Origin of the sequence: Actinomadura macrotermitis (genome assembly GCF_009604375.1) — a bacterium.
Classification (GTDB): Bacteria; Actinomycetota; Actinomycetes; order Streptosporangiales; family Streptosporangiaceae; genus Spirillospora; species Spirillospora macrotermitis.
On sequence record NZ_WEGH01000002.1, the window covers coordinates 188649 to 213839 of the forward strand.

Sequence of the window (25191 nt, forward strand, 5' to 3'; positions counted from 1 at the left end):
TGGCCGGTGGCACGTCCATCGGACGCGTTCGCCTGTCGTGTCAGGCCGGGCGGGGTCGGGGCGGCTCGGCGGGAAGGGGCGTGGCGGCCTGGGGGCGCAGGCCGTCGAAGACCAGGGCGAGGTAGCGGCGCCACAGGTCCGGGGGCGCGTCGTCGAAGGGGGTCGTCGTCTGGGTCACGGCGTTGACCAGCAGGACGATGTCGTAGCCGGTGACGTCGGCGCGGACGGCGCCGGCGGTCCGGGCGCGGGCCGTGAGCGCCTCCGCCGCCGCCACCAGCCGGTCCGTGGCGGCGGTGAACTGGCGGTCCGCGCGCAGTTCCCCGGGCATCGCCTCGCAGGAGGAGCGGTCGGCGAGCTGCGTCTCGACCGCGCCCGCCATGAACTCCAGCAGAGCCCGGCCGGGATCCGCAGCGGCGATCAGGTCCTCGGCGCGGGCCGACAGCCGGTCGAGCCGGTCGCTGAAGATCGCGGCGATCAGCTGCTCCTTGGTGGCGAAATGCCGGAACACCGTGCCCTTGCCGAGGCCCGCCCGCGCCGCGATGCGCGCGATCGAGACGTCCGTGCCGTGCTCGGCGAACTCGGCCGCGGCGGCCTCCAGCAGCAGCCGCCGGTTCCGGGCGGCGTCGGCCCGCATCTTCTGCACGGGCACATCCTACTTCAAACGGACCATCGGGTCATGTTACGCTCGCGCCCTAACATGACCGAATGGTCCGCTTAGTGGGGTGGATGCATGAGCACGATGAAGGCGCTGGTGGCCCGGGGATACGGCGGCGTGGACGCGCTGGAGCTGCTGGAGGTGCCGCGGCCGGTGGCGGGCCCCGGCCAGATCCAGGTGCGGATCGCCGCCGCGGCGCTCAACCCGGCGGACGTCAAGCTGGTCACCGGGGCGTCCAGGGACCAGGTCCCGCTGACGTTCCCGCATGTCCTCGGCAGCGACTTCGCCGGCACGGTCACGGCCGTGGGCGAGGGCGAGGGCGCCGGCCGGTTCGCCCCCGGGGACGAGGTCTTCGGTCTCGCCCTACCGCGGGCGGTCCGCGCCATGGCGGAGCGGCTGTCCACGCCGCCCTCGCTCACCACGGGGACGGTGGCCGAGTACGCGGTCTTCGAGGCCGCCGCACCCGCCCTCGCCCACCGGCCCGCGGGGCTGGAGGCCGGGCGCGCGGCGAGCCTGCCGACCGCCGCCCTCACCGCCCTGCCCCTGCTGCGCGCCGGAGACTTCGCCGCGGGCATGACGGCGCTGATCGTCGGGGCGTCCGGCGGTGTCGGGAGCGCGGTGGTGCCGCTGCTGGCGGCGCGCGGCGTCCACGTGATCGCCACCGCGCTGCCGGAGGACGAGGAGTACGTCCGCGGACTGGGCGCCGCCGAGGTGGTCGACTACCGCGCGGCCGGCACGGAGGCGGAGGTCCGCCGCCGCCGTCCCAAGGGGGTGGACGCCTTGGTCAACCTGGCCCTGCCCGGGACGTCCCTGCCCGGGCTCGCCTCGCTCGTGCGTCCCGGCGGGCGGCTGCTGAACACCGTCTTCCCCGATCCCGGCGGCGACGTCCGGACCGTCCTCACCACCGCGCGCCCCGGCGATCTGGACGAGGTGGCGGCGCTGGCCCTGAAGGGCGTCCTGCCGTCCGCCGTGACCCGCCGGCACCCGCTCGAACAGGCCGCCTCGGCCTACGCGCACCTGGTGAACGGGCATGTCACCGGCAAGGTGGTCGTGACGACCGAGGGCCGCCTCCCCTGAGGGAAGACGGCCCGTTCCAGGTGGCGCGGGTCAGGCGCCGAAGAGGTGGACCAGGTAGTAGACGACCGCGGCGACCAGGGCCGCCGCCGGCATCGTCAGGATCCAGGCGACCACGATGTTGCCCGCCACGCCCCAGCGCACCGCCGACAGGCGCTTGGTGGCGCCGACGCCCATGATCGAGGCGGTCATGGTGTGCGTGGTGGAGATTGGAGCGTGCCAGATGTAGGCCGCCAGGTAGAGGATGACCGACGCCGTCGCCTCGGCGGCGAAGCCCTTCGGCGGGTCCAGCTCGATGACCTTGCGGCCGAGCGTGCGCATGATGCGCCAGCCGCCCGCGTAGGTGCCGAGCGACAGGGCGCCCGCGCAGGACAGGATGACCCAGGTCGGCACCGACTGGCCGTCGGAGTGGCCCGTGGTGACCAGCGCGAGGACGATGATGCCCATCGTCTTCTGCGCGTCCTGCAGGCCGTGCCCGAGGGCCAGCGACGCCGCCGACAGCGACTGGGCGATGCGGAACCGGCGGCTCACCCGGGACGGGTTGGCCCGCCGGAAGATCCACAGGATGGCCAGCATCACCGCGTAGGCGGCGAAGAACCCGATCACCGGCGAGATCACCATCGGGATGGCGACCTTGTCGGCGACCTTGCTCCAGCTCACCGAGGACGCCGAGGCCAGGCCCGCGCCGACGACGCCGCCGATGAGGGCGTGCGAGGACGACGACGGCAGCCCGAAGTACCAGGTGATCATGTTCCAGGTGATCGCGCCGAGCAGGCCCGCCGCCACCACCGTCAGCCCGTGCAGGCCGTCCGGCGGTGTGATCACCTCGCTGATGGTCTTGGCCACCTGCACGCCGAGCAGCGCGCCGACCATGTTCATCACCGCGGCCATCAGCAGCGCCGCGCGCGGTGTCAGCGCCCGGGTGGAGATCGAGGTGGCGATCGCGTTGGCCGCGTCGTGGAAGCCGTTGGTGTAGTCGAACACCAGCGCGACGACCACGACCAGGCAGAGCACCGCGATCTGCGCGTCCGAGCGCAGCCCGATCGCGCCGAGCACCATGACCAGCAGGACGCCGACCGGCAGCAGCAGCCAGAACTTGCCGGGCCCGCGCCTGGCCTGCTCGGCCAGGGTGGGCTCCGGCGGGGACGGCGCCGCGGTGACGGTGGCCGGCTCGCCGGGACCGCTCATGATTCCTTGACCGCGATCGTCTCGACCGTGTTGGCCACGTGCTCGAACGCGTCGGCGGCGTCCTCCAGCCGGTCGATGATCTGCTTCAGCTTGAGCACGGTCAGGGTGTCGTAGTCACCGCTGAACAGCTGCGCGAGCAGCTTGCGGTAGATCTGGTCGCCCTGGTTCTCGAGCCGGTTGATCTCGATCCAGTACTCGTTGAGCTCCTTCATCGAGCGCAGCCGGGGCATCGCCTCGGCGGTGAGCTCGGCGGCGCGCTCCAGCACCTCCACCATGTTGACGACGCCCTTGGGGAACTCGTCGATCTGGTAGAGGACGACCAGGTCGGCCGCCTCCTCCATCTCGTCCATGACGTCGTCGATCGTCGAGGCGAGCCGGTAGATGTCCTCCCGGTCGAAGGGAGTGATGAACGTTTCGTTCAAGCGGCGCATGATCGCGTGAGTGCATTCGTCGCCCGCGTGTTCGCAGGCGCGCATCTTCTCCGCGATCGCTTCCCGATCAGCGCTGTCGCTGATGAGCTCTACGAGCAGCCTGGCGCCGGTGACCAGGTTGTTCGCCGAGTCGGCGAACATGTCGTAGAAGCTGTCCTCACGCGGCGTGAGACGCAAGCGCACGTCGTTCTCCTGAGATGCCGGAACGGTCCGCAGAGGATCGTAGGCGCTACCCGCCGTAAAAAGAACCTTTGCCCCAGCTTCGACTGGTGTCCCCCATCCTCTCACTTACAAGACTGCCCGCGATCACGGCATGCACACTCGCGGCACACCGCCCTGTCTGCGCGGATGTTCCGTAGTCTCGGCTACGGACAGCCGAATCCGGAGGGTGACAGGCGATCATGGGTGAGATTCGTTACAGCGTGCCCGACATCAGCTGCGGGCACTGCGTGCAGGCCATCGGCGGCGAGGTCGGGCGGGTGCCCGGGGTGAGCGCGGTGGACGTGGACGTCGACACCAGGACGGTCACCGTGCGTGGCGAAGGGCTCGACGACGCGGCGCTGCGCGCGGCCATCGACGAGGCCGGCTACGAGATCGCGGGCTGAACGGCCCGCGGCGGGCCGGGCGGTTCGCGCCGCCCGGCACCCGCCCGTGCTACTGCTCGTGCGAGGTGAGCTCGCGGCGGCCGTCCGCCGCCGCGCCGACCCCGAGCACCATGTCGATCTCGGCGAGGGTCAGCGGCTCCTCGGCCGCCGCCACCGCGCCCAGCATCTCCGCGTAGAGTTCGATCTCGTCCAGCGCGACCAGGTCCTGGACGCGCAGATCGAGATTGTGCCGGCGCATCGCGACCACCTCCATCTGCGATCCCGCCCACCCGGTAAGGCGGACGCCACCTGCGGAAACAGCCGTCGTCCCGCGGTGTTCCGACTGCACCCGTGTCCCGCTGTCAAGGCTACGCCGCGCCGCCGCGGCGGCACATGACCCATCGGGACCATTCCCGGGCCACCCGCCCGGATGATCAGCGGCCCTGGTGGAAGTCCCCGAGCATCTGCTCCAGCGTGGACTCGGGCAGGTCGCGGGCCGACAGCCGGGCGACGGTGGCGGCGGTGACGTCGGCGCCGGCCAGGCGCGCCGCCTGCCGGGCCACGGTCTGCTCGAACAGCAGCCGGGCGGTGCGCGCGTAGGCGAACGCCGGGTCGTCGCGCAGCCGCTCGAACCGCGTCAGCAGCTCGACGCGCAGCTCCTCGTCGAGCATGTACAGGTCGCGTTCGGCGTAGCCCTGGAACAGCCTGACCAGCTCGCGGTCGCTCATCCCGGTGAACCGCAGGACGCGCCCGAACCGCTCGCGCAGCGCCGGGTTGCCGGCCAGGAAGCCCTCCATCTCGGCGTCCGGCCCCGTCAGCACCACCATGAGCCGCTCGCCGCGCTCGGCGATGGCGCGCTGCAGCTCGTGCACCACCGCCGGGCTGCGGTCCAGCAGGTGCGTCTCCTGGACGAGCAGGACGCCGCCGAGCGCCTGCTCGACCATGCCGCGGACCCGGTTCGCGGTGTCGGCGTGGTCGCGGCCCGCCAGGTGCACCGGGCGGCACGCGACCACGTGGCCCGCGCCGAGCAGCCCGAGCGCGGCGTAGATGCCGCCGAGCAGCCCGGCCACGGTGGTCTTGCCGGTGCCGGCCGGGCCGGTGAAGATCAGGTGGAGCGGTTCGCCGGCGGACACCCCGTAGCGGGCCCGGTCGGCGGCGTGCCCGGCCTCCTCGGCCAGCTCGTGGACGGCCTGCTTGACCTCCTCCAGCCCGGTCAGCGACTCCAGCCGCGCCAGGTGGCCGTCGATGTCGCCGGGCGGCCGCAGCGCGGGCTCGATGCCCTCGGCGACGCCGGTGAGGTCCTCGGGGGTGAGGACGAGCCGGTCGCGGGACGCGCCCGCGCGCTCCAGGTGCTTCTGGCACGCCTGGTCCAGGTAGGCCTCGACCAGGCGCGCGTTGACCAGGTCGCCGGGCCCGCGCAGCCGCTCCAGGTCGCCGCGGGCGGCCTCCAGCGCCGCGTTGCCGATCGTGACGCGCCGCTCGTCGGCCAGCACGTGCAGCAGCGTCATGCGGTTGTCCAGGCCGGTGAGGTCGGGCAGCCGGTAGACGCGGAACGCCTCGATCAGCCGGGGGTGGTCCTGCAGCAGGCGCTTGTAGGTGCCCGGCTCGCAGGTGGCGATGAGCGGGGTGGCGACGACGGGGTCGCGGCGGGCGCGGCGGACGGCCGCGGCGGCGGCGACCGGGTCGGGCGCGCCGGCGATCGCCACGTCCAGCCGCTCGAACAGGACCGCCGGGCCGGGCTGGGTGATCAGCGCGGCGAGCCGGTCGGCCGGCTGCCCGCGGACGTCCTCGGCGTCGTGGGCGCGCAGCGCGCCGTCGCCGAGGCCCGCGTCGGCCATGGTCAGCGCGATCAGCCGGGCCATGCGGCGCTGGCCGGTGTGCGGGCTGCCGACCAGCAGCACGCTCGGCACGCCGTCGCGGGCGCCGGGGGCGCCGTCGACGCGGGTCTCCTCCGCGCCCGACCCGGCCGGCGCCTGCCATGCCTCGACCTGGGCGCGCAGCTCGTCCAGCAGGCCGCCGGCGTCCAGCGCCCCGGACACGAAGCGGATGCCGAAGCGCTCCAGGACCTTGCGCTCGGCGCGGTCCTGCGGCGGCGGGATCTCGTGGACGGGCTGCGCGGGCGCCGGGGCGCCGTCCACGAAGTCGAAGCCGCCGATCATCGTCTCGGACATGATCCGGGTGCCCGGGCCCTCCGCCGGGGGCGGTTTCGGCGGTTGCTGGGCGTTCTCGACGTCGCCCGGGCCGAGCACGCGGGTGCGCGGCGGGCCCGGCGGCGCGGGCGGCCCGGGTGGGCCGGGCTGCGGCGGCGCGGGCATGTCGAACCTGGCGTCCAGCCGGGTGCCGTGCAGGTCGTCGGCCGGTGGCGCGGGCTGCTGGACGAAGGCCGCCTGGTCGTCGAAGCGGGTCCCGTCCAGGTCGACCGGCGGCGGCGGGGGCTGGGCGGACTGCACCGGCGGCGCGGGCGGGGCCTGCATGCCGGCCGGCTGGAAGCCGAGGGCGGTGTAGGGCGGCGCGACGGGCGACTCGTCCTTGTCCTCCTCGGGCAGCGAGTACACCGCCGCCTGGTCTGCGTCGGCGGGCGCGTGCACCGGCGGCGCCACGGGCTGCTGCACGGGCTGGGCCGGCTGCATGGGCTGGACGGGTTGCACGGGCTGGACCGGCTGCATGGGCTGGACCGGCTGCATGGGCGGCGCGGGCGAGGGGCTCTGGAACCCGAGCGCGGTGTAGGGCACCGCCGACGGCAGCCCGGCCTCCTCCTCCGGCTCCTCCGCCCCGAGTGATTGCACGGCCGGCTGCGCAGGCGGCTGCACGTAAGGGCGGTCCGGCTGCGCGGGCATCGGCACGGCCGCCGGCGCCTCGGGCGCGAGCCCCGGCTGCTGCTGCTGGACGCCGTACGCCGGCGGGCGCTGCTCGGCCTGCGGCGGCTGCGCCGCGGGCGTCATCGTGGTGGCCTTGGCGGTCGCGCGGGTCCGGGTGACCCCGATGATCCCGGCGATGATCGCGGTCGGCACCGGGAAGCCGCGCGGGCGGGCCGGCATCCCGGCCAGCCGGCACCAGGCCAGGTCCAGCTCGTACATCGCGGCCAGCAGCGTCTCGGCCTGCTCGGCGGGCAGGCCGCCGAGCGGCTCGGGCAGCCGCAGGTCGGCCGGCCACAGCCGGCGCAGCGGATGCCCGGTCTGGGCGAGCACCGCCTGCACGGTGTAGCGGATCTCGGGGTCCAGCCAGGGCACGATCTGCGCCGCCATGTCGCCCCGCACCACCGCCAGGTCGGCCGCCAGCAGCGCGGCGGCCATCAGCCGCGGTTCGACGGCGGCGGGCCCGCCGGCCGCGCCGAACGCCGCGATCGTCTCGGCGACGGTGTAGAAGGCGTGCCGGAAGGCGTCCCCGGGCGAGCTCTCGTTGCGCAGCGGCGGCACCAGGTGCGGCGGGCAGCGGGTCAGCCACTGCTGCACGATCGCCTGGTCGCCGTAGGGCAGCGCGCCGTAGTCGGCGGTCGGGTTGCTGAGCGTGGTGCCGACGATGGCCAGCAGCGCGTCGGCGCGGGGCTGGAGCCGGATGTCCTCGCGCAGTGCGCTCGCCACCGCCCACATGGTGCGCAGCACCACGACGGCGGCGTCGACGCGGCCGGCCCGCAGCCGCTCGGCGTAGGGCGCGACCAGGGCCTCCAGCGGCGGCGGGGTCAGCCAGCGCGGCCCGTCGACGGCCGGCAGCGGCTGCGCCCGGTAGGGCTGCCAGAGGTCGAGCATCTGCGCGTCCATCCGGGAGTCGAACACCGGGGCGCCCGCGCACCACAGCGTCACGCCCCAGCAGACCGCCACGGTCGAGGGGGTGCCCGGCCCGAACTGCGGCCAGGAGTGCGGGTAGTCGGCGGCGGGCAGCGTCGCGGCCGACTCGACGGTGGCGCGGACCTGCGCGGTGACCTCGCCGGCGAACCCGTACCGCACGAACGGCAGCGGCTCGGCCGGCTCGAAGGAGAAGTCGGGCCCGGCGGGCACCACGTGCGGCGGCAGCGCGGGCGGGCGGGCGCCGCTCGCGGCCACCGGCCGCGCGGCCATCCGGTCGACGGGCGAGCGCGGCGGCGGGCACAGGTACCACTGGCCGTCGGAGGGGTGCAGCCGGTACCAGCGCGCCCACGCCCCGAACGCCCACCAGGTGCCGTCGGGCAGCATGAGCAGCTGGCTCGCCACGGCGTGCTGGCGCTGCTGCGGCGGCGCCGCCGGCCACCAGCCGGCGGCCACCATCGCCCTCGTGTCCCGTTCCGCCGCCTCGAACGGGTCATGCCCAGCCTGGGGGCTGGGCGGAGCGCTGCCATAGCCCGGTCCCCACACCACGCGTTCATCGTAGTCAGACCGGCCGTCCGCGGACCCCCTCCGACCGGGCCAATGCGATCTACGCAGCTCAGCGCGGCGATGACCGCGCATCAAGGGCGTCCCCCGGAGCGGGGGCGCCCGCTCCGGGAGCCCCGGACAGGTCAGCGCCAGGTCGCCGCGGCGTGCTTACGGGCCTTCTCCATGTAGACGTCGGGGGTGTACTGCAGCACGGCCCGGTCGTTGTCGTTCAGCTCGCGGACGATCTTGCCGGGGGTGCCCGCCACCAGGACGCCGGAGGGGATCTGCTTGCCCGGCGGCACCAGCGCGCCGGCCGCGATCAGGGTGCCCGCGCCGATCCGCGCGCCGTTCAGCACGATCGCGCCGATGCCGATCAGCGCGCCGGCCTCCACGTGCGCGCCGTGCACCATCGCCTTGTGGCCGAGGCTGACCCGGTCCTCCAGCACGGCGGGCATGCCGGGGTCGGCGTGCAGGCAGCACAGGTCCTGGATGTTGACCTCGTCGCCGACGACGATCTCCTCGTCGTCGCCGCGCAGCACCGAGCCGTACCAGACGCTGGACCGCCGGCCGAGCCGCACCCTGCCGACCACCACCGCGCCGGGCGCGACCCACGCCTCGGGGTGGATCGCCGGCTCGCCCTCGCCCAAAGACCCCACATAGCTCATGCCGCCGATGCTAGGGCGTGGGACGGGGCGGGCGGCGCCCGGGGGACGGATCGGGCTTATCCGGTGATGAGCGCGTTCCGGGGCCCGGCCAAGGTTAAGAAACGGCAGCGGGCACGGCGATTCGGTTGCGCGAATGGGGTGGACCGGACAAGAGTCGACCCTGAAGCCAACCCTGCATCTCTGTCTGTCCCTCTGCGGCGCCCCGCCACCCGGACGGGCGAGGATCGCAACCGACCCTGACGGGGTGATCCCCCCGCCAACGACCCTCAAGGCATCATGAGCAACGAAGCCGAAATCCTGCCGAACCTCCTCCAAGAAGAGACCTTCGAGATCGTCATGCGCGGCTACAACCGCCGCCAGGTCGACGACGCCATCGCGCGCGCGCAGCAAAAGCACCGCGAGCTCGAGGCCCGGCTGCAGCGCGCCCAGGACGACGCCGAGCGGATCCGCCGCGAGATGGCCGAGGTCGTCCAGGCCCGCAAGCCGACCGGCGACGACCTGAGCGACCGGCTGCGGCAGATCATCAACCTGGCCGAGGACGAGGCCAAGGACAAGGTGGCCGAGGCCGAGGCCCGGGGCCGCAAGATCCGCGAGGACGCCGAGAGCGAGTCCCAGCGGATCGTCGACGACGCCCGCTCGCACGCCGAGAAGAACCTGGCGCAGGCCGAGGAGAAGGCCCAGCAGGTGCTCGCCTCCGCCAAGAAGGAGGCCGACAGCGTGCTGTCGGCGGCCAAGCAGGAGGCGGACCAGACGGTGACCGGCGCCCGGCTGGAGGCCGAGCGCACCCTCACCGCGTCCGAGCGGCGGGCCAGCGTGATCAACGAGGGCGCCACCCAGCGGCTGACCCAGCTGACCCGCAACCACACCCAGGCGCTGCAGCGGCTCACCGAGATCAGCGAGACGCTGCACCGGCTGCTGTCGGCCGAGAACGAGGCCGGGCCGCTGGAGAAGATGGTCGAGGACGCGGTGAAGCAGCCCGTCCAGCAGCGCAAGCAGCCCGCCGCCGCGCCGCAGCAGCAGGCGCAGGGCGGCCAGGCGCAGCCGGTCCAGCCGAAGCCGGCGCAGGCGCCGCAGCCGGCGCAGCCCCAGCCCGCCCAGGCGCAGCCGGCCCAGCCCGCGCAGCCGAAGCCGGCCCAGGCCGCGCCGGTGCTGAGCAAGCCCGAGCCGGCCGCCCCGGCGAAGCCGCCGGCGCCGGCCCGCGAGCAGGACGCCCCGCCCGCGGCGCCTCAGCACGGTCTCCAGCACGGGGCTCAGCACGGACCCCAGCACGGGCCCCAGCACGGGCGCCCGCCCGCCGACCAGGCCTGACGCCAGGCACACGCGCGACGCCCCGCCGACGGCCGTTGGCGGGGCGTCGCGCGTTCTCGGTAAGATCACGGCATGGTCAAGGCGACGTCCAGGGGCGGCGGCAGGCCCGGCACCGTCCGCCCGATCCGGCGGCTCGGCGACCCGGTGCTGCGGACCGCCTGCGACCCGGTCCGCACCTTCGACGCCGCGCTGGCGCGCCTGGTCGACGACATGTTCGTGACGATGTACGAGGCGGAGGGCGCGGGCCTGGCCGCCAACCAGATCGGCGTCGGGCTGCGCCTGTTCGTGTACGACTGCAACGACGACAAGGACCGCCGGCACGTCGGGCACGTCGTCAACCCGGTGCTGGTCGAGGCCGGGGGCGGCACGCTGGTGGAGGCCGAGGGCTGCCTGTCGGTGCCGGGCCTGCGTTTCGACACCCCGCGGCACGCGCGCGCCGTCGTCGAGGGCGTCGACGTCAAGGGCCGCCCGGTCCGGGTCGAGGGCACCGGCTACTTCGCGCGCTGCCTGCAGCACGAGTGCGGTCATCTGGACGGCGGCGTCTACATCGACGTGCTGGACGGCGACGCGCGCCGCGCGGCCATGCGCGCGATCCGCGAGGCCGCGCGCCCGTCCTGACCCCTTAGTGCCAGCGGCCCTGCCGCTGCCGCTTGACGTCCGAGCGGCGCTTCTTGTTCTCCAGCCGGCGCTCGTTGATGCCGCGCGGGATCTTCTTGGGGATGCGCTTCTTCGGCGGCGGCGCGATCGCCTCCGACAGCAGGGCGACGAGGCGGGCGCGGGCGGCGTCGCGGTTGCGCTGCTGGGAGCGGAACTCCTCGGCGCGCACGGTGAGGACGCCCCGGACGAGGCGCCCGCCGAGCCGTTCCAGGGCGCGCTGCCGCAGGTGCTCGGGCAGTGACGGAGAGCCGGCGACGTCGAAGGACAGCTCGGCGGCGGTCGCGCTCGTGTTCACGTGCTGCCCGCCCGGCCCCGAGGAGCGGGAGAAACGCCAGCCGAGCTCGGAGTCGCTGATGGAGACCGAGCCGCGAATGGGGATCTGTTCGGGCATGCTCCGATTATCCCCGCCGCACGGCGATCATGTCGCCCCGTTTTCGGGCGGCCGGCCCGGGTGGCACTTAAGCAAGTACTTACTTACAATGATCCGTATGACCGAAGGACTGTTCCAGGACGACGACCTCGTGCGGATCGTGAGCCGCGAGGGCCTGCTCATCGCCGCGGGCGGGGCCGCCTCCCTGCTCCAGACCGCCCATCCCCAGGTCGCACAGGGCGTGTACGACCACAGCTACACCGCCGCCGACCCGCTGCGCCGCCTGCAGAACACCATGGGCTGGGTCTACGCCGTGGTGTTCGGCACCCGCGACGAGGCCGAGCGGTTCAGCGCGCTCGTCCGCAAGGGCCACGAGAGCGTCACCGGCCCCGGCTACGAGGCCAACGACCCCGAGCTGCAGGTCTGGGTGGCGGCCACGCTGTTCGCCGTCGCCGCGCAGTTCTACCAGCTGGTCTTCCGGCGCGCCTTCACCGACGAGGAGCTGGCCGAGTTCTACGGCCAGAGCAAGGTCTACGCGACGATCCTCGGCTGCCCCGAGGACCGGATGCCGGCCACCTACCCCGAGTTCCGGCGCTACTACGCGCACATGGTCAACACGATCCAGATCACCGACGCCTCGCGCGCCATCGCCGAGCAGGTGCTCAACCCCAGGCTGCCGGCCGGCGCCGCCGCCCGGCCGGGCCTCGCCGCGATCCGGCTGCTCACCGCGGGCCTGATGCCGGCGCCGATCCGCGAGCAGTACGGCTGGAAGTGGGACGCCGGGCGCGAGCGCCGCTTCCGGCTGCTGGTCGCCGGGCTCGCCGCCGTCTACCCCAGGCTGCCGATGCGGGTGCGGACGCTGCCGCGCGAGTACTACCTGTTCACCACGCGCCGGATGCTGGACAAACTGGCCAGGAGCAGCCGTCCCGTCCTCACCGTGCGCAGCGGGTCGAGTTTCCAGCAGCCCGCGTAGCGGAGGGACGGCACACGGCCGCGTGGGGTACGGGGGTCCCCACGCGGCCGCGTCTCCCATGCCGGCCGCGCGGACGCCCGGCCCGGCCTCCTGCGCGACCCTTCACCGGTGTCGCAGCCCCGCCCCACTCCCCCCAGAGCTCTGGCCGGGCACCGCACCGATGAGCCTCACATCACCGACATTGCCGGACGAACCTGAGGCGCACCTGCGGCGAACCTGAAAATCCGCTGAACGCGCGGACCGCGGTGGTTGGCCAGGGCGCTCGCCCCCGAACCGGCGGGGATCGGGGGGCGCCCCGTGCCAGCAAGGTAAGCCGATCCACCTGAACACCGCCTGAACCGCACCTCAAGGCCGTCTAAGAGACGCCGTCCAGTGCGAGAACGACCCGGAAGACCGCGCCCTCGCCGGGCGTGGAGTCCACCTCCACCTTCCCCTCGTGCGCGGCGACGAGCGCGGCGACGATGGACAGGCCGAGGCCGGTGCCGGTGCCCGGGCCGTCCTCGCGCGAGCGCGCCCGGTCGGCCCGGTAGAAGCGCTCGAAGACCCGCTCGGCCTGCTCGGGCGTGAGGCCCGGCCCCTCGTCGGCGACCTCCAGCACCGCCGCCGGCGCGCCGCCCAGCCCGCCCGGCCGCAGCCGCACCCGGACCGGGGTGCCGTCCGGGGTGTGCGCGACGGCGTTGGCCAGCAGGTTCCCCACGACCTGGCGGAGCCGCGGCTCGTCGCCGAGGACCTGGTAGGCGACGGCGCCGTCCACCGACAGCGCGATGTCGCGGCCGGGCGCGACGACCCGGGCCTCCTGGACGGCCTCGGCGGCGACCGCGAGCAGGTCCACCGGGCGGCGCGCGACCGGCCGCTGCCGGTCCAGCCGGGCGAGCAGCAGCAGGTCCTCCACCAGCAGTCCCATCCGGGCTGCGGTGTCCTCGATCCGGCCGATCAGCCGGTCCAGCTCGGCGGGCTCGCGCGCCGCGCCCTGCCGGTAGAATTCGGCGAACCCGCGGATCGCGGTCAGCGGGGTGCGCAGCTCGTGCGAGGCGTCCGCGACGAACCGGCGCATCCGCTCCTCCGAGCGGCGCGCCGCCGCCTCCGACACCGCGCGGGCGCCGAACGCCGACTCGATCTGCGCGAGCATCCCGTTGATCGAGCCGGCCAGCCGGCCGACCTCGGTGCGCGGGCCCGCGCCGGGCACCCGCCGCGACAGGTCGCCGGCGGCGATCGCCCCGGCGGTCTCGCCGATCGCGGCGAGCGGCCGCAGGCTCGCCCGCACCACCCACACGCCGAGGACGGCCAGCACCGCCAGCACCAGGGCGCCGAGGATCACGTCGATGAGCAGCAGCTGCCCGACGGTCCGCTCGATCTCCTCCAGCGGCATCGCGATGACCAGCACGCCGCCGTCGGGCAGCGGCTCGGCGACCGCGCGCCAGCTGCCGGGCGAGCCGCCCTGCCCGGGCGCGGTGAACGGCCGGCCGAGCCGGCGGGTCAGGTCGCCCGGCAGCCGCGGGCCGCCGGCGTTCCAGTACGGCTGGTCGCTCTGGCGGACCCGCCCGTAGGGGTCGCGGACCTGGGTGTACATCTCGCCGGGCGCGCGCAGCCGCAGCCAGGTGTGCGGGTCGCCGAGCTGCGGGACGATCTGCCGCGTCACCCGCTCGGCGGCGTCGTGCAGCTGCTCGTCGGCGCGATCGATCAGCGAGCCGCGCAGCACGACGGCCCCGGCGGCGCTCATCGCGGTGAGGCCGAGCAGCACCAGGACGAGCATCCCGGCGATCAGCTTGGCGCGCAGCGACAGCCGGCGCGGCACCCCGCGCACGTCCATCAGCGCACGTCCATCGGCCCGCGCCCTAGGCCGGCGGCTCGCGCAGCACGTAGCCGACGCCGCGCAGGGTGTGGATGAGCCGCGGCTCGGTGTTGTCGACCTTGCGGCGCAGCGCCGACACGTAGGACTCCACGATCCCGGCGTCGCCCTGGAAGTCGTAGTTCCACACGTGGTCCAGGATCTGCGCCTTGGACAGCACCCGGCCGGCGTTGGCCATGAAGTAGCGCAGCAGCTTGAACTCGGTCGGCGACAGCGCGACCGGCCGGCCGCCGCGCCACACCTCGTGCGAGTCCTCGTCCAGCTCGACGTCGGCGAAGGCCATCCGGGCGGGCGACTCGGCGGCGCCGCCGCGGAACCGGCGCAGCACGGCGCGGATCCGGGCGATGACCTCCTCCAGGCTGAACGGCTTGGTGACGTAGTCGTCGCCGCCGATGGTGAGGCCCTTGACCCGGTCCTGCACCGCGTCGCGCGCGGTGAGGAACAGCACCGGGGTCGGGTCGCCGCCCGAGCGCAGCCGCCGCGCCACCTCGAACCCGTCGGTGTCGGGCAGCATGACGTCCAGCACGATCAGGTCGGGCCGGTGCCGCCGGGCCGCGCGCACCGCCTCGGCCCCGTCGGTGGCGGTGACCACCTCGAAGCCGGCGAACCGCAGGCTGCCGGCGAGCAGTTCCAGGATGTTCGGCTCGTCCTCGACGACGAGCAGCCGCGCCTCGGGCGTCCTGCCCGCCACCACGCTCAGCGTCCGTTCGGCCACGTGTGGACCCCCTCCGCAATCACCGGAGAGGGTCGCACACGAATCTGGGAGAATCCTGAAAGCGGTGTGAGGGTCAGCCGAACAGCTCGATGAAGGGCGTCTTCTTGCCCGACTTGGCGGCGGCGCCGACGCTGACGATCCCGGTGGTGCCGGGCCGCTGGTCGACGTCGGCGGCCTGCACGCTCGCGCCGACGCGGGCCGGGCCGTTCAGCGACGTCCACGCCGTCCCGTTGAAGTGCAGGTAGCGGGTCCGGTCGCCGGTGGTGACCGGCAGCACCACGACGCCGCCCTTGCCGTCGGCGGCCATGCCGATGCCGACCGCGTTCAGCGGGATGGCGGCGGTCTTCCACGCCTTGCCGTCGTAGCGCAGCACCGCGTTGGTGACCTGCGCGTTCTGCGCCGCGCGCAGCACGTAGACGGTGGTGGCCGAGGTGGCCACGACGCGGTGCAGGACGGCCTGGTAGGCGGTGGTGCCCATGCTGCCCGGGAGCGCGATGCGCTTCCAGGACGAGCCGTTGTAGTGCATCAGGAAGCCGGTGACCGCGGTGCCGTTGGCGGTGGTGGTCCCGGCGAGCCAGACGTCCTTGGCCGAGCGGACGTCCACGGCGGTGACCGCCGAGGACGGTGGCAGCGACACCTTGGCGTCGGCCCACGCCGAGCCCGTCCAGCGCAGCACCTTGCTGACGCCGCCCGCGCTGGCGTTGATGCCGCTCACCGAGTAGGCGGCGCCGTCGGGCGCGGCGGCGACCTGGGAGGGGACGCCGATGCCCGGGTAGGCGACCCTGGCCCACTTGGCGCCGTTCCAGTAGAGCGCGACCGCGCCGCTCATGCCGAAGCCGATCGCCCAGGCGCGCTTGCTGCTCGCGGCGGCGATGTCGGTGGGGGTGAAGGCGACGGGGCTGGCCTGCGCGGCCCACGCGGTGCCGGTCCAGCGCACGATGCGGGCCTGGCCGCCGATCAGCCCGCCGCTGGAGCCGATGGCCCAGCCGACGCCCTTGCTCGCGAAGTCGACGCGGTCCAGGCCGCCGTCGAACTTCAGGGCCGCCTTGCCGTCGATGTTGCGCCAGCCCGCCGCGAGGGCGGGCGTCGCCGCGACGACCCCGGCGCCGCAGGCGAGGGCGGTGACCGCCGCGAGCACCGCGTTCCGTCTCATGTGCACTCCTATGATCGCCAAAAGACGAACCACAGGGTACGGGAACGCTTACCCGCGGGTAAGGGGGAAACCAAGGACGCCCGGCGGCCGATGGCCGCCGGGCGTCCCTGTGGTCCCGCTCGGCGGCGCTACTCGCCCTTCCAGACCGGCTTGCGCTTCTCGGCGAAGGCGGCCGGGCCCTCCATCGCGTCCTTGGAGCCGAAGACGGGCATGACGATCTCGCCCTGCTTCGCCCACGCCTCCTCGGCGGACCAGTCCGCCGACTCCACGATGATCTTCTTGGTCGCCGCCAGCGCCAGCGGCGCGTTCTCGGCGACCTTCAACGCCAGCTCCTTGGCCGCGGCCAGCGCGCCGCCCGCCTCGGTGAGCCGGTTGACGAAGCCGAGCTCGGCCATCCGCTCCGCCGGGTACTTCTCACCCGTCAGCGCGATCTCCATCGCGATGTGGAACGGGATGCGCTGCGGCAGCCGCAGCAGGCCGCCGGCCGCGGCGACCAGCCCGCGCTTGGGCTCGGGCAGCCCGAACTGGGCCTCCCGGGACGCCACGATCATGTCGCACGACAGCGCGACCTCGCAGCCGCCGGCCAGGGCGTAGCCCTCCACGGCCGCGATCAGCGGCTTGACCGACGGGCGCTCGACCAGGCCCGCGAAGCCGCGGCCCTCGATGATCGGGTTGTCGCCGGTCAGGAAGCCCTTGAGGTCCATGCCCGCGCAGAAGGTGCCGCCGGCACCGGTGATGACGCCGATCGACAGGTCCTTGCGGTTGTCGAGCTCGTCCATCGCCGCCGCGATGCCCTGGGCCACCGCGCCGTTGACGGCGTTGCGGGCCTCGGGCCGGTTGATGGTGATGACGAGGACGGCGCCGTCCTCCTCGGTGAGTACAGCGTCAGACATCCGGCGTCCCTTACTTCGGCTGGAAACGGATGCCGCCGTCGAAGCGGACCGTCTCGCCGTTCATGTAGTCGTTCTCGATCAGGGCCTTGACCAGGTGCGCGAACTCCGACGCCTTGCCCATCCGCTTGGGGAAGGGCACCGGCGCGGCCAGCTTGGCCTTGAACGCCTCGGCCGCCTCGCCCTCGCCGTAGATCGGGGTGTCGATGATGCCCGGGCAGATGGTGTTGACGCGGACGCCGATGGCGGCCAGGTCGCGCGCGGCCGGCAGGGTCATGCCGACGATGCCGCCCTTGGAGGCCGAGTAGGCGACCTGCCCGGTCTGGCCCTCCAGGGCCGCGACCGAGGCGGTGTTGATGACGACGCCGCGCAGGCCGTCGGCGTCGGCGGGCTCGGTCTTGCCGATCGCCGCGGCGCCGATGCGCATCAGGTTGAAGGTGCCGATCAGGTTGACCTGCACGACCTTCTCGAAGGTGGACAGGTCGTGCGGGGTGCCGTCGCGGCCGACGGTGCGCGAGGCCCAGCCGATGCCGGCGCTGCTGACGACGACGCGCAGCGGCGCGCCGGTGTCGACGGCGGCCTGCACCGCGGCCTGCACCTGCGCCTCGTCCGAGACGTCGGTCTTGACGAACACGCCGCCGAGCTCGTCGGCGAGGGCCTTGCCCTTGTCCTCGTTGAGGTCGGCGACGACAACCTTGGCGCCGGCGCCCGCGAGGGCGCGCGCGGTGGCCTCGCCGAGGCCGCTCGCACCGCCGGAGACGACGGCGGAAACTCCGTTCAGGTCCATAAGCAGCACCTTACGTCAGGAACCGAATGTGGTTCGGGTGATGTTACCCACAGGTCACAATACGGGGAATGTTTGCCCCCTCGCTTGTCGGGGATCGCTGATTCCGCGGCCGACGTAAGGGGGAGAAGTGAGCGAACGCGCAGCACAAAGCCAGTCGTACCCAGGCTCCTCGGCGGCCATGTCACCCGAGCCGCGCGACGAGATGCGCGACTACACCGGCAGCGGCCTGCTGGCCGGCCGGCGCGCGCTGGTCACCGGCGGCGACTCGGGCATCGGCCGCGCCGTCGCGGTCGCCTTCGCCAAGGAGGGCGCCGACGTCGCGATCACCTACCTGTCGGAGGACGCCGACGCCCGGCACACCGCCGGGCTCGTCGAGGCCGCCGACCGCCGCTGCCTCACCCTCGGCGGCGACATGGCCGAGGAACGGCACTGCCGCGAGGTCGTCGAGCACACCGTGCGCGAGCTCGGCGGACTGGACGTGCTGGTACTGCACCACGGCACCCAGGAGCCGGTCGAGGACCTGCGCGAGATCGACGACGGGCAGCTGCGGCGCACCTTCGAGGTGAACGTCTTCGCCCTGTTCTGGACGGTGCAGGCCGCGCTGGACCACCTGAAGCCGGGCTCGTCGATCGTCGTCACCGGCTCGATCAACGGGTTGCGCGGCAACAAGACCCTGATCGACTACGCGGCCAGCAAGGCCGCCGCGATGACGCTCGCCTCCTCGCTCGCGCAGAACCTGATGGACCGGGAGATCCGGGTCAACGTCGTCGCGCCGGGGCCGGTGTGGACACCGCTGATCCCGGCCACCATGCCGCCGGAGAAGGTGAAGGACTTCGGAAAGCAGGCCCCGATGGGGCGGGCCGCCGACCCCGACGAGATCGCGCCGTCCTACGTCTTCTTCGCCGCGAACCGCCTGTCGTCCTACTACACCGGCCAGACGCTCGTCCCGGCCGGCGGGGAGATACATCCGGGATGACCGAGACGACCCGCAGCGACCCCGCGGCGCCCGGCTACGGGCGCCGCCGTTGCGGCCGGGGCTTCCGCTACCTGGACCCCTCCGGCCGGCCCCTGGACGACCCGGGCGACGTGGCCCGCATCAAGGACCTGGTCATCCCGCCCGCCTGGCAGGACGTGTGGATCTGCCCCGACCCGTCCGGCCACATCCAGGCGATGGGCACCGACACCGCCGGCCGCCGCCAGTACCTGTACCACCCCGACTGGCGGGCCGAACGCGACCGCGAGAAGCACGAACGCGTCCTCGGCCTCGGCGAGGTCCTGCCGAAGGTGCGCGCGAGGCTCGCCGAGCAGCTGTCCGGCCGCGGCTACACCCGCGAGCGCGTCCTCGCCGCGGCCGTCCGCCTGATCGACCTCGGCTTCTTCCGCGTGGGCGGCGAACGCTACGAGACCGAGAACGGCACCTACGGCCTGGCGACGGTGCTGCGCGAGCACGTCACCTGCAGCAAGGGCGAGGTGACCTTCGAGTACCCGGCCAAGGGCGCCAAGGAGCGCTACCAGTCGGTCGCCGAGGAGGACGTCTGCAAGGTCGTCACCGGCCTGAAGCGCCGCAGGGACCCCGGCCCCGAACTCCTCGCCCACCGCGCCTCCGACGGCTGGCACGACGTGACGACGGCCGACGTCAACGCCTACATCCAGGAGGTCACCGGCGGCGACTTCACCGCCAAGGACTTCCGCACCTGGCACGCCACCGTCCTCGCCGCCGTCGGCCTCGCGGTCTCCACCGCCGTCGAGGGCGAGACGGCCCGCAGGCGCGCGGTGGCGCGGGTCGTCCAGGAGGTCGCCGGCTACCTGGGGAACACGCCGGCGGTGGCCCGCGCGTCCTACATCGACCCGCGCGTCATCGAGCTGTACGAGCAGGGCAAGACGATCAAACCGGTCCTGGCCGAGCTGGGCGTGGACGTCGAGGCGGGCGAACTGGCCACTCAGGGCCCGGCCGAGGCCGCCGTCCTGAAGCTCCTGCGCTCCTGACCCGGCTTCAGGGCGATCCGGACCGCCACCACGGTGGAGCCGAAAAGGGGAATTCCCCGCCACGGCCGGCATCATCACCCTGTGCGATCACTCCGTCGCACGTGTGGCGATCGGGGCCGGGGTGCCGATTCGAATACCGGGCTTCACCTGTGGCTTCACAGAGCATCGACCGATCCGCTCCCACGCCGATGAGGAAGTTTCCGCCAGTCTCCGCGCCTGGCCTTTACCGGACAATCTCACGGATTGTCACCAAGCTGTCACGGAGACAGCCTCGGATGCGGAAGCCCCCGATCCGAAAGGCAGCGGACATGACAGAGCAGACCGTCCAGCCGTGGAGCATCCTCGGAACCGACCCTGCCCCCGCGCAGGCCGCGCCCGACCCCGACGCGTACTGGGAGTTCGACGGCGGGTTCGCGCTCGTCTACTACGCCAACAGCAAGTTCGGGCTCAACCGGCCCGTGATCTTCGCCGACGGGTTCAACGCCGGGCGGAGCAAGCCGGACGCCATGTGGGCGCACATGGAGACCGAGGGCGACTACGCGCTGGTCAGCGCGCTGCGCGAGAGCGGCCGCGACGTCGTCATGCTGGGCTACGAGGAGCGGTCGGCCCGCATCCAGGACAACGCCGAGGTCGCCGCCCAGTGCATCATGAGGGCGGCCCAGGAGCGGCGGGGCGACACCCCGCTGGCGGTCGGCGGCTTCAGCATGGGCGGGCTGGTCACCCGCTACGCCCTCTGCAAGCTGGAGACCACGCGGATGAACCACCAGACCGGGGTGTACTTCTCGTGGGACAGCCCGCACCGGGCCGCCTGGATCCCGATCAGCCTGCAGGCGCTGGCGCACTACCTCAAGGACGAGGACGGCATCACCGAGATGTCGGACCACGTCAACAGCCCGGCGGCCTGCCAGCTGCTCTGGCGGCACATCGAGACCGTGGACGCCGTGCCGACCCAGCACCAGCAGCGGACCGACTTCCTGCGGGACCTGGACCGGTTCGGCACCTGGCCGACGATTCCCGTCAAGCTCGGGCTGGCCAACGGGTCCGGCACCGGCACCGGCCTGGACGTCCCGGTGGGCAGCGAGATGCTGAAGGTGACCGGCGGCCTGCACCCCTACCGGACCACCACGCTCTACGCGCAGCGGTCCGGCGCCCAGGAGCTGGTCGCGCGGCTGAAGCGCCAGCGGATCGTCAACCCCCAGCCCGCCGTCGAGAAGCGCACCGACGGGCTGCCCGAGCTCGACGCGGCCCCCGGCGGCACGCTGCGCAGCTTCGGGATCGCCCGTGACCAGCTCGCCGCGGGCGGCGCGGTCGAGTGCGACCACGAGTGGGTCGACTTCGTGCCCTCCGTCAGCGCCGTCGCGATCCGCGACCTCGACGAGCAGGAGGACGTCTACGCCGACATCGGTTCCCTGGACCCCGCCTCCAGCGACCTGGACGAGTTCGTGTGCTCCTCCACCAACGAGGAGCACTCGCGGATCACCGCGGAGCTCGGCGAGTGGCTCCTGGACCGGCTGCCGAAGTAACCAGCGGCATCGCGATCGGGCGCCGTCCCCGGCCACGGCGCCCGATCCCGCCCGCGCAGAGCACGCGGGGCGCGCCTGTCACCGCTGTACGGGCGCGGTCAGGCCGGCGCCCTCCAGGGCGTAGACGGCGTAGGCCTGGCGGATCACCGGCAGGGCCACGTTGCGGACCCGGACGCCGCCCGGGGTGGCGCCCTTCTCGGTGCCCATGTGGGCGTGGCCGTGCACGGCCAGCGCGACGCCGCCGGCGTCGATCGCCTCGGCCATCAGGTAGCTGCCGAGGAACGGGAAGATCTCCGGCGGCTCGCCGGCCAGGGTGTCGGCGGTCGGCGAGTAGTGCGTGAGGGCGATCCGCACGTCGCAGTCCAGGGCGAGCAGCGCCGCGCCGAGCCGGCCGGAGAACTCCTTGGTGTGGGCGACGAACTCCTTCATCACCGGCTCGCCGAAGTCGCTGGCGCAGCGCCCGGCGAAGCCGCCGCCGAAGCCCTTGCCGCCCGCGACGCCGAGCCGGATGCCTCCGCACTCCAGGACCGTGCCGTCGCCCTCCAGGACGGTGATGCCGGCCTCGCGCAGCACCTCGGTGATGCCGTCCTGCTCGTCGGAGTGGTAGTCGTGGTTGCCCAGCACGGCGATGACGGGCACGCCGACGTCCCGCAGCTCGCCGGCCACGACCCGCCCCTCCGCGACGGTGCCGTGCCGGGTGAGGTCCCCGGCGACCAGCAGCACGTCGGCCTGCTCCGGCAGCGCGCCCAGCCGCTCCCGATAAGTCCCGGCCGCCTTGTGGCCGAGATGCAGGTCCCCCGCGGCGGCGACGCGGATCACGAGAGCCTCTCCTCTCCCTCGGGGGCCCGCACCGGGACGACCGGCACCTCGTTGCGGCCCTCCGCCGCGACCGCGGCGATCTCCCGGCGGCGCTCCGCGGTCCCCGCCTCTCCGCGCACGTCCGCCCGCAAGACGAGCCGCTCCTGGACATGGGCGGCCAGGTACTGCGTCACAAGAACTCCCCCTCGATCACTTCGAGCCGCGCCAGCAGGGTCAAGAAAGCGTAGGCGTACGGCGACCCGGCGGTCCGCACGGCCACGTGCGGCCAGTCGACCTGCTCGCGCAGCGCCCGGCAGAGCGGCAGCACGGAGCTGAAGTCGCAGGCGGTCTCGGTGAACGCCAGCAGCCTCATGATCACCAGGTCGTCCGCGGGCAGCACCGGCATGAGCACCCCCGCCACGTTCAGCTCCTCGGCCCGGCCGAGCAGCGCGGCCTCCACCGGCCGCCCGGACGGCGCGTAGATCAGGTCGATCAGCCGGTCGCCGTCGTAGACCTTGGCCAGCCAGTTCTCCGGGCAGTCCTGCCGCCGCATCCCGGCCGCGACCAGCGCCCGCACCGCCCGCTCCACGTCCTGCTCGAACAGCACGAAGTCCACATCGTGCACCGACGGCGCCGCACCCCGCGCATACGCGGCGAACCCACCCGCCAGCGCGAACCGCACCTCCGCCTCCCCCAACGCGGCAGCGGCCCGCTTGAGCGTCCCCAGCAACCCTTCGACCCCGCCCCCGCCCTCCGACGCCGCAACTGGGACCGGCGGCAGTCTCTCGGCGCCAGCCGCCATGCCCCCGGCCAGCGGCATGCCAGCAACTGACGTACTGGACGCCGGCGTTCCAGACACCGCGGGCACCTCGGCACCGGTCACCCTGGCTCCTGCCAGCGGCATACCGACGGCCGGCGTGCCGGGCGTCGTGGCTTCGGGCACCGCGCCTGGGGTCAGCGGCAGCCCCTCAGTAGCAGCCGCTCTGGTTCCGGCCAATGGCATGCCGGCCGACGCCGTGTTCAACGCCGACGCGCTGGGCGTCGAGGCCTCGGGCGCCGAGGCCGAGGTCGGCGGCGGTACCTCGGCATCGGTCACCCTGGCTCCGGCCAGCGGCATGCCGACGGCTGACGTGTTGGGCGTCGTGGCTTCGGGCACCGCGGCTGGGGTCGGCGGCGGTGCCTCGGTAGCGGCCGCTCTGGTTTCGGGCGGCGGCATGCCGGCCGACGTCGTGCCCGGCGGCGGCGCGCTGGGTGTCGTGGCCTCGGGCGCCGGTGTTCCGGGCGCCGGGGCCGGGATCGGCGGTCGCTGTTCGGCGCCGGTCGTCGTGGTTCCGGTCTGGGCGTCCACGCCACCCCCGTGTCGTTCGCTCTCGGTCGCCGTGCTCGGTACCCGCGGGAGGCGGGGTCATTCCACGGGTGTTCGCCGGATCACCGCCGTGCCGCGGTCGAGGTCGACCCGGTGCGGCGGTGCCCCGTCGCGCTCTGTCTCCTTCTTGATCAGCGAGTGCCGCCGCTCCTTCAGTTCATGGTGCTTGGTGGGGCTGTAGAAGACCTCCAGCGTCTCTACAGCGACCGCCGACACCGCGCGTCCGCTCGGGTCGCGCATCCAGGGCAGCTTCCAACGGCGGTTGGCCCACAGGCCCAGCCGGTCGATCAGGGCGAACGCGAGCAGGCCGAGGACCAGCCCGGGGATCGTCAGGAACGCGATGGCGGCCACGCCGGGCCAACGGACGCCCGGCTGCCCGCGTTCCTTCCAAGCGGGGGCGGGTGCGGCTCCAAGTCGCTTGTTAGTGAGCGCCAAGTGCCCGGTCCGAGAGTGGTCATCAGCACCGCCCCCACGATCGCACCGCCCCTTGGAGAAGATCATGCTCACCGTCTCGGCCTACGGGCTGGCCGTCGCGCTCAACCTGCTCATCGCCTTCATCGGCCTGCGGTTCCTGCTGGTGCCCCGGCCGGCCGCCGCCGGGTACGGGGTGCCCGCCAAGCAGGACGGTGACGCCGCCTATCTGACGATCAAGGGGCTGCGCGACCTCACCTACGGCGTCATGGGCCTGGCCCTGACCGCGTTCGCCGGGGCCCACGCCGTCGGCTGGTTCATGCTGGTCGTCGCGCTGGTTCCGCTCGGCGACACCCTCATCGTGCTGCGCCACGGCGGCACCAAGGCCGTGGCGTTCGGCATCCACTTCGCGACCGCCGTGGTCGTGCTCATCAGCGCCGCGCTGATGTTCGCCCTCTGACCGAGCAAGGAGCCTCAGATGTCTCTCGTCGTACCGGGTTTCCAGGAGTCCGTCGTCGTCCGTTCCGCGCAGGCCGAAGTGATCGGGCAGGCCCCGACCACGGTCCGGCTGCTGGTCGACAGTGATGCGACCGGCGGCGCGCTGTCCACCCAGCGGGTCACCCTCAGCGGTGGCGCCAACGGCGCCAACCCGCACCACCACGCCAAGTCCGCCGAGCTGTTCTACATGCTGGACGGCACCGCCCAGCTGCTGTCCGGCGAGCAGGTCGTCACCGCCGAGCGCGGCGATCTGGTCATCGTCCCGCCCGGCCTGCAGCACGCCTTCGCGGCCGCACCGGGTGAGGACGCCGACATCCTCATCGTCATCACCCCGGGTGTGCAGCGGTTCGAGTACTTCCGGCATCTGGAGCGCATCGCCTACGGCAAGGCGGCGCCGGAGAGCCTCCTGGAGGTCCAGGAGCTGTACGACACCTACTTCGGCTCCAGCGGGGTCTGGAGCGACGCCAGGGCGTGAGTTCCGCCCGGAGCCGTGCACGCGGCTCCGGGCGGACGGCTGTCTCAGCAGTCGATCAGGTCCGGCGACTGGTTGAGCAGCTGCGCGCGCGGCGAGACGAACACCGCGTGCCGTTCGGCGGTGCCCGCCGCGCCGGGCGCGAAGGCGGCCAGGCGGTGGCAGTTCTGGAACGCCAGCACGACCCCGAAGTGCCGTTCCAGGGCGCCGCGCATGGCGTCGCTGGCGAGGACGCGCAGCAGTTCGCCCCGGGAGCGCTCGTCCGGCGGCGGGGTCTGGTTGTCGGCGAAGCCGGCGTCGCCGGCGCGCATCCGCTGGACGACGTCGCTCACCACCGACCAGGCGTAGGGCAGCGACTCACGGATGCAGGCGACGAAGGCGGCGTCGTCCACCTGGTCGCGGCGGGCGAGCTCGAGGAGGCGGTCGTCGACGGTCAGGGACATGGCGTCTTCCTTCCGGTGGCTGAGACCCCAGACTCGCATGGAAATGGTTTTCATTCCAGTCGGACGA

27 protein-coding genes are annotated in these 25191 nt (G+C 73.5%); 10 read left to right on the forward strand and 17 right to left on the reverse strand.

All coding sequences use genetic code 11. The annotated features are described in order from the left end of the window. Positions 1-40: 40 nt before the first annotated feature. Complete coding sequence (locus ACRB68_RS12670; RefSeq protein WP_153534718.1) at positions 41-634, reverse strand: TetR/AcrR family transcriptional regulator; 594 nt, start codon at positions 632-634, stop codon at positions 41-43. A 96-nt stretch (positions 635-730) separates the two neighbouring features. On the opposite strand from ACRB68_RS12670, the gene ACRB68_RS12675 reads away from it, so the two are divergent. Then, positions 731-1732 carry an NADP-dependent oxidoreductase gene (locus ACRB68_RS12675; RefSeq protein ID WP_153532716.1) on the forward strand — a complete coding sequence of 334 codons (1002 nt, stop codon included), beginning with the start codon at positions 731-733 and terminating at the stop codon, positions 1730-1732. Between the two features lie 30 nt (positions 1733-1762). Here the strand turns inward: ACRB68_RS12675 and ACRB68_RS12680 are convergent, their stop codons facing one another. Both ACRB68_RS12680 and ACRB68_RS12685 read right to left on the reverse strand, forming a co-directional pair. Next, positions 1763-2917 (reverse strand): anion permease, encoded by a 1155-nt coding sequence (locus ACRB68_RS12680; RefSeq protein WP_456356036.1) that lies wholly within the window; start codon positions 2915-2917, stop codon positions 1763-1765. Next, a complete protein-coding gene (locus ACRB68_RS12685) occupies positions 2914-3531 on the reverse strand; it encodes a DUF47 domain-containing protein (protein ID WP_328594128.1) in 618 nt (205 codons plus the stop codon). The genes ACRB68_RS12680 and ACRB68_RS12685 overlap by 4 nt, the downstream gene beginning before the upstream one ends. Before the next feature lie 218 nt (positions 3532-3749). Between ACRB68_RS12685 and ACRB68_RS12690 the strand changes: the two genes are divergently transcribed. Continuing rightward, positions 3750-3953 carry a heavy-metal-associated domain-containing protein gene (locus ACRB68_RS12690; RefSeq protein ID WP_153532717.1) on the forward strand — a complete coding sequence of 68 codons (204 nt, stop codon included), beginning with the start codon at positions 3750-3752 and terminating at the stop codon, positions 3951-3953. Positions 3954-4002: 49 nt separating this feature from the next. Here ACRB68_RS12690 and ACRB68_RS12695 read toward each other — a convergent pair whose 3' ends face one another. The 3 genes from ACRB68_RS12695 to ACRB68_RS12705 form a co-directional block, all read right to left on the reverse strand. Then, positions 4003-4206, reverse strand: coding sequence for a hypothetical protein (locus ACRB68_RS12695; protein WP_328594129.1), 204 nt, complete (start codon positions 4204-4206; stop codon positions 4003-4005). Positions 4207-4366: 160 nt separating this feature from the next. Continuing rightward, on the reverse strand, positions 4367-8173 hold the full coding sequence (locus tag ACRB68_RS12700) for a hypothetical protein (RefSeq protein ID WP_153532718.1): 3807 nt from the start codon (positions 8171-8173) through the stop codon (positions 4367-4369). 230 nt (positions 8174-8403) lie between these two features. After that, positions 8404-8925, reverse strand: coding sequence for a gamma carbonic anhydrase family protein (locus ACRB68_RS12705; RefSeq protein ID WP_153532719.1), 522 nt, complete (start codon positions 8923-8925; stop codon positions 8404-8406). Positions 8926-9201: 276 nt separating this feature from the next. On the opposite strand from ACRB68_RS12705, the gene ACRB68_RS12710 reads away from it, so the two are divergent. After that, positions 9202-10233, forward strand: a complete 1032-nt coding sequence (locus tag ACRB68_RS12710) for a coiled-coil domain-containing protein (protein WP_235959370.1) — start codon at positions 9202-9204, stop codon at positions 10231-10233. Positions 10234-10305: 72 nt separating this feature from the next. Continuing rightward, on the forward strand, positions 10306-10851 hold the full coding sequence (gene def, locus ACRB68_RS12715; RefSeq protein WP_153532720.1) for a peptide deformylase: 546 nt from the start codon (positions 10306-10308) through the stop codon (positions 10849-10851). Between the two features lie 4 nt (positions 10852-10855). Here def and arfB read toward each other — a convergent pair whose 3' ends face one another. Continuing rightward, positions 10856-11281, reverse strand: a complete 426-nt coding sequence (gene arfB / locus ACRB68_RS12720) for an alternative ribosome rescue aminoacyl-tRNA hydrolase ArfB (protein WP_153532721.1) — start codon at positions 11279-11281, stop codon at positions 10856-10858. A gap of 97 nt (positions 11282-11378) precedes the next feature. Here arfB and ACRB68_RS12725 point away from each other — a divergent pair, with 97 nt between their 5' ends. Continuing rightward, complete coding sequence (locus ACRB68_RS12725) at positions 11379-12233, forward strand: oxygenase MpaB family protein (RefSeq protein ID WP_153532722.1); 855 nt, start codon at positions 11379-11381, stop codon at positions 12231-12233. A gap of 355 nt (positions 12234-12588) precedes the next feature. On the opposite strand, the gene ACRB68_RS12730 is transcribed toward ACRB68_RS12725, so the two are convergent. From ACRB68_RS12730 to ACRB68_RS12750, 5 genes are all read right to left on the reverse strand, one after another. Continuing rightward, positions 12589-14043: a sensor histidine kinase gene (locus ACRB68_RS12730; protein ID WP_153532723.1), complete on the reverse strand. Its 1455-nt coding sequence runs from the start codon at positions 14041-14043 to the stop codon at positions 12589-12591. A gap of 25 nt (positions 14044-14068) precedes the next feature. Continuing rightward, the gene (locus ACRB68_RS12735) at positions 14069-14797 is read right to left on the reverse strand and encodes a response regulator transcription factor (RefSeq protein WP_328594130.1); all 729 of its coding nucleotides are present in this window, start codon (positions 14795-14797) and stop codon (positions 14069-14071) included. Between the two features lie 73 nt (positions 14798-14870). Next, the gene (locus ACRB68_RS12740; protein ID WP_153532724.1) at positions 14871-15950 is read right to left on the reverse strand and encodes a hypothetical protein; all 1080 of its coding nucleotides are present in this window, start codon (positions 15948-15950) and stop codon (positions 14871-14873) included. A 128-nt stretch (positions 15951-16078) separates the two neighbouring features. After that, positions 16079-16843 (reverse strand): crotonase/enoyl-CoA hydratase family protein, encoded by a 765-nt coding sequence (locus tag ACRB68_RS12745; RefSeq protein ID WP_153532725.1) that lies wholly within the window; start codon positions 16841-16843, stop codon positions 16079-16081. Positions 16844-16853: 10 nt separating this feature from the next. Further along, on the reverse strand, positions 16854-17627 hold the full coding sequence (locus tag ACRB68_RS12750; protein WP_153532726.1) for an SDR family oxidoreductase: 774 nt from the start codon (positions 17625-17627) through the stop codon (positions 16854-16856). A 178-nt stretch (positions 17628-17805) separates the two neighbouring features. On the opposite strand from ACRB68_RS12750, the gene ACRB68_RS12755 reads away from it, so the two are divergent. From ACRB68_RS12755 to ACRB68_RS12765, 3 genes are all read left to right on the forward strand, one after another. Further along, positions 17806-18603 (forward strand): SDR family oxidoreductase, encoded by a 798-nt coding sequence (locus ACRB68_RS12755; RefSeq protein ID WP_153534728.1) that lies wholly within the window; start codon positions 17806-17808, stop codon positions 18601-18603. Next, complete coding sequence (locus ACRB68_RS12760) at positions 18600-19613, forward strand: DNA topoisomerase IB (RefSeq protein WP_153532727.1); 1014 nt, start codon at positions 18600-18602, stop codon at positions 19611-19613. The genes ACRB68_RS12755 and ACRB68_RS12760 overlap by 4 nt, the downstream gene beginning before the upstream one ends. Before the next feature lie 308 nt (positions 19614-19921). Further along, positions 19922-21136 (forward strand): esterase/lipase family protein, encoded by a 1215-nt coding sequence (locus ACRB68_RS12765; protein WP_153532728.1) that lies wholly within the window; start codon positions 19922-19924, stop codon positions 21134-21136. Positions 21137-21214: 78 nt separating this feature from the next. Here ACRB68_RS12765 and ACRB68_RS12770 read toward each other — a convergent pair whose 3' ends face one another. The 4 genes from ACRB68_RS12770 to ACRB68_RS42465 form a co-directional block, all read right to left on the reverse strand. Then, positions 21215-21955, reverse strand: a complete 741-nt coding sequence (locus tag ACRB68_RS12770) for a metallophosphoesterase family protein (protein ID WP_328594133.1) — start codon at positions 21953-21955, stop codon at positions 21215-21217. Further along, a complete protein-coding gene (locus tag ACRB68_RS12775) occupies positions 21952-22128 on the reverse strand; it encodes a hypothetical protein (RefSeq protein ID WP_153532729.1) in 177 nt (58 codons plus the stop codon). The genes ACRB68_RS12770 and ACRB68_RS12775 overlap by 4 nt, the downstream gene beginning before the upstream one ends. Beyond that, entirely contained in the window at positions 22125-22616 is a 492-nt protein-coding gene (locus ACRB68_RS12780; protein WP_328594134.1) for a nucleotidyltransferase family protein, read from the reverse strand. The genes ACRB68_RS12775 and ACRB68_RS12780 overlap by 4 nt, the downstream gene beginning before the upstream one ends. Before the next feature lie 723 nt (positions 22617-23339). Further along, positions 23340-23651, reverse strand: a complete 312-nt coding sequence (locus ACRB68_RS42465; protein WP_207709675.1) for a DUF6191 domain-containing protein — start codon at positions 23649-23651, stop codon at positions 23340-23342. Positions 23652-23799: 148 nt separating this feature from the next. Here ACRB68_RS42465 and ACRB68_RS12790 point away from each other — a divergent pair, with 148 nt between their 5' ends. Continuing rightward, positions 23800-24171, forward strand: coding sequence for a DUF4267 domain-containing protein (locus ACRB68_RS12790; RefSeq protein WP_153532730.1), 372 nt, complete (start codon positions 23800-23802; stop codon positions 24169-24171). 18 nt (positions 24172-24189) lie between these two features. Continuing rightward, positions 24190-24684 (forward strand): cupin domain-containing protein, encoded by a 495-nt coding sequence (locus tag ACRB68_RS12795; RefSeq protein ID WP_153532731.1) that lies wholly within the window; start codon positions 24190-24192, stop codon positions 24682-24684. Positions 24685-24728: 44 nt separating this feature from the next. On the opposite strand, the gene ACRB68_RS12800 is transcribed toward ACRB68_RS12795, so the two are convergent. Further along, a complete protein-coding gene (locus ACRB68_RS12800) occupies positions 24729-25124 on the reverse strand; it encodes an SCO5389 family protein (protein ID WP_153532732.1) in 396 nt (131 codons plus the stop codon). Positions 25125-25191 lie beyond the last annotated feature (67 nt).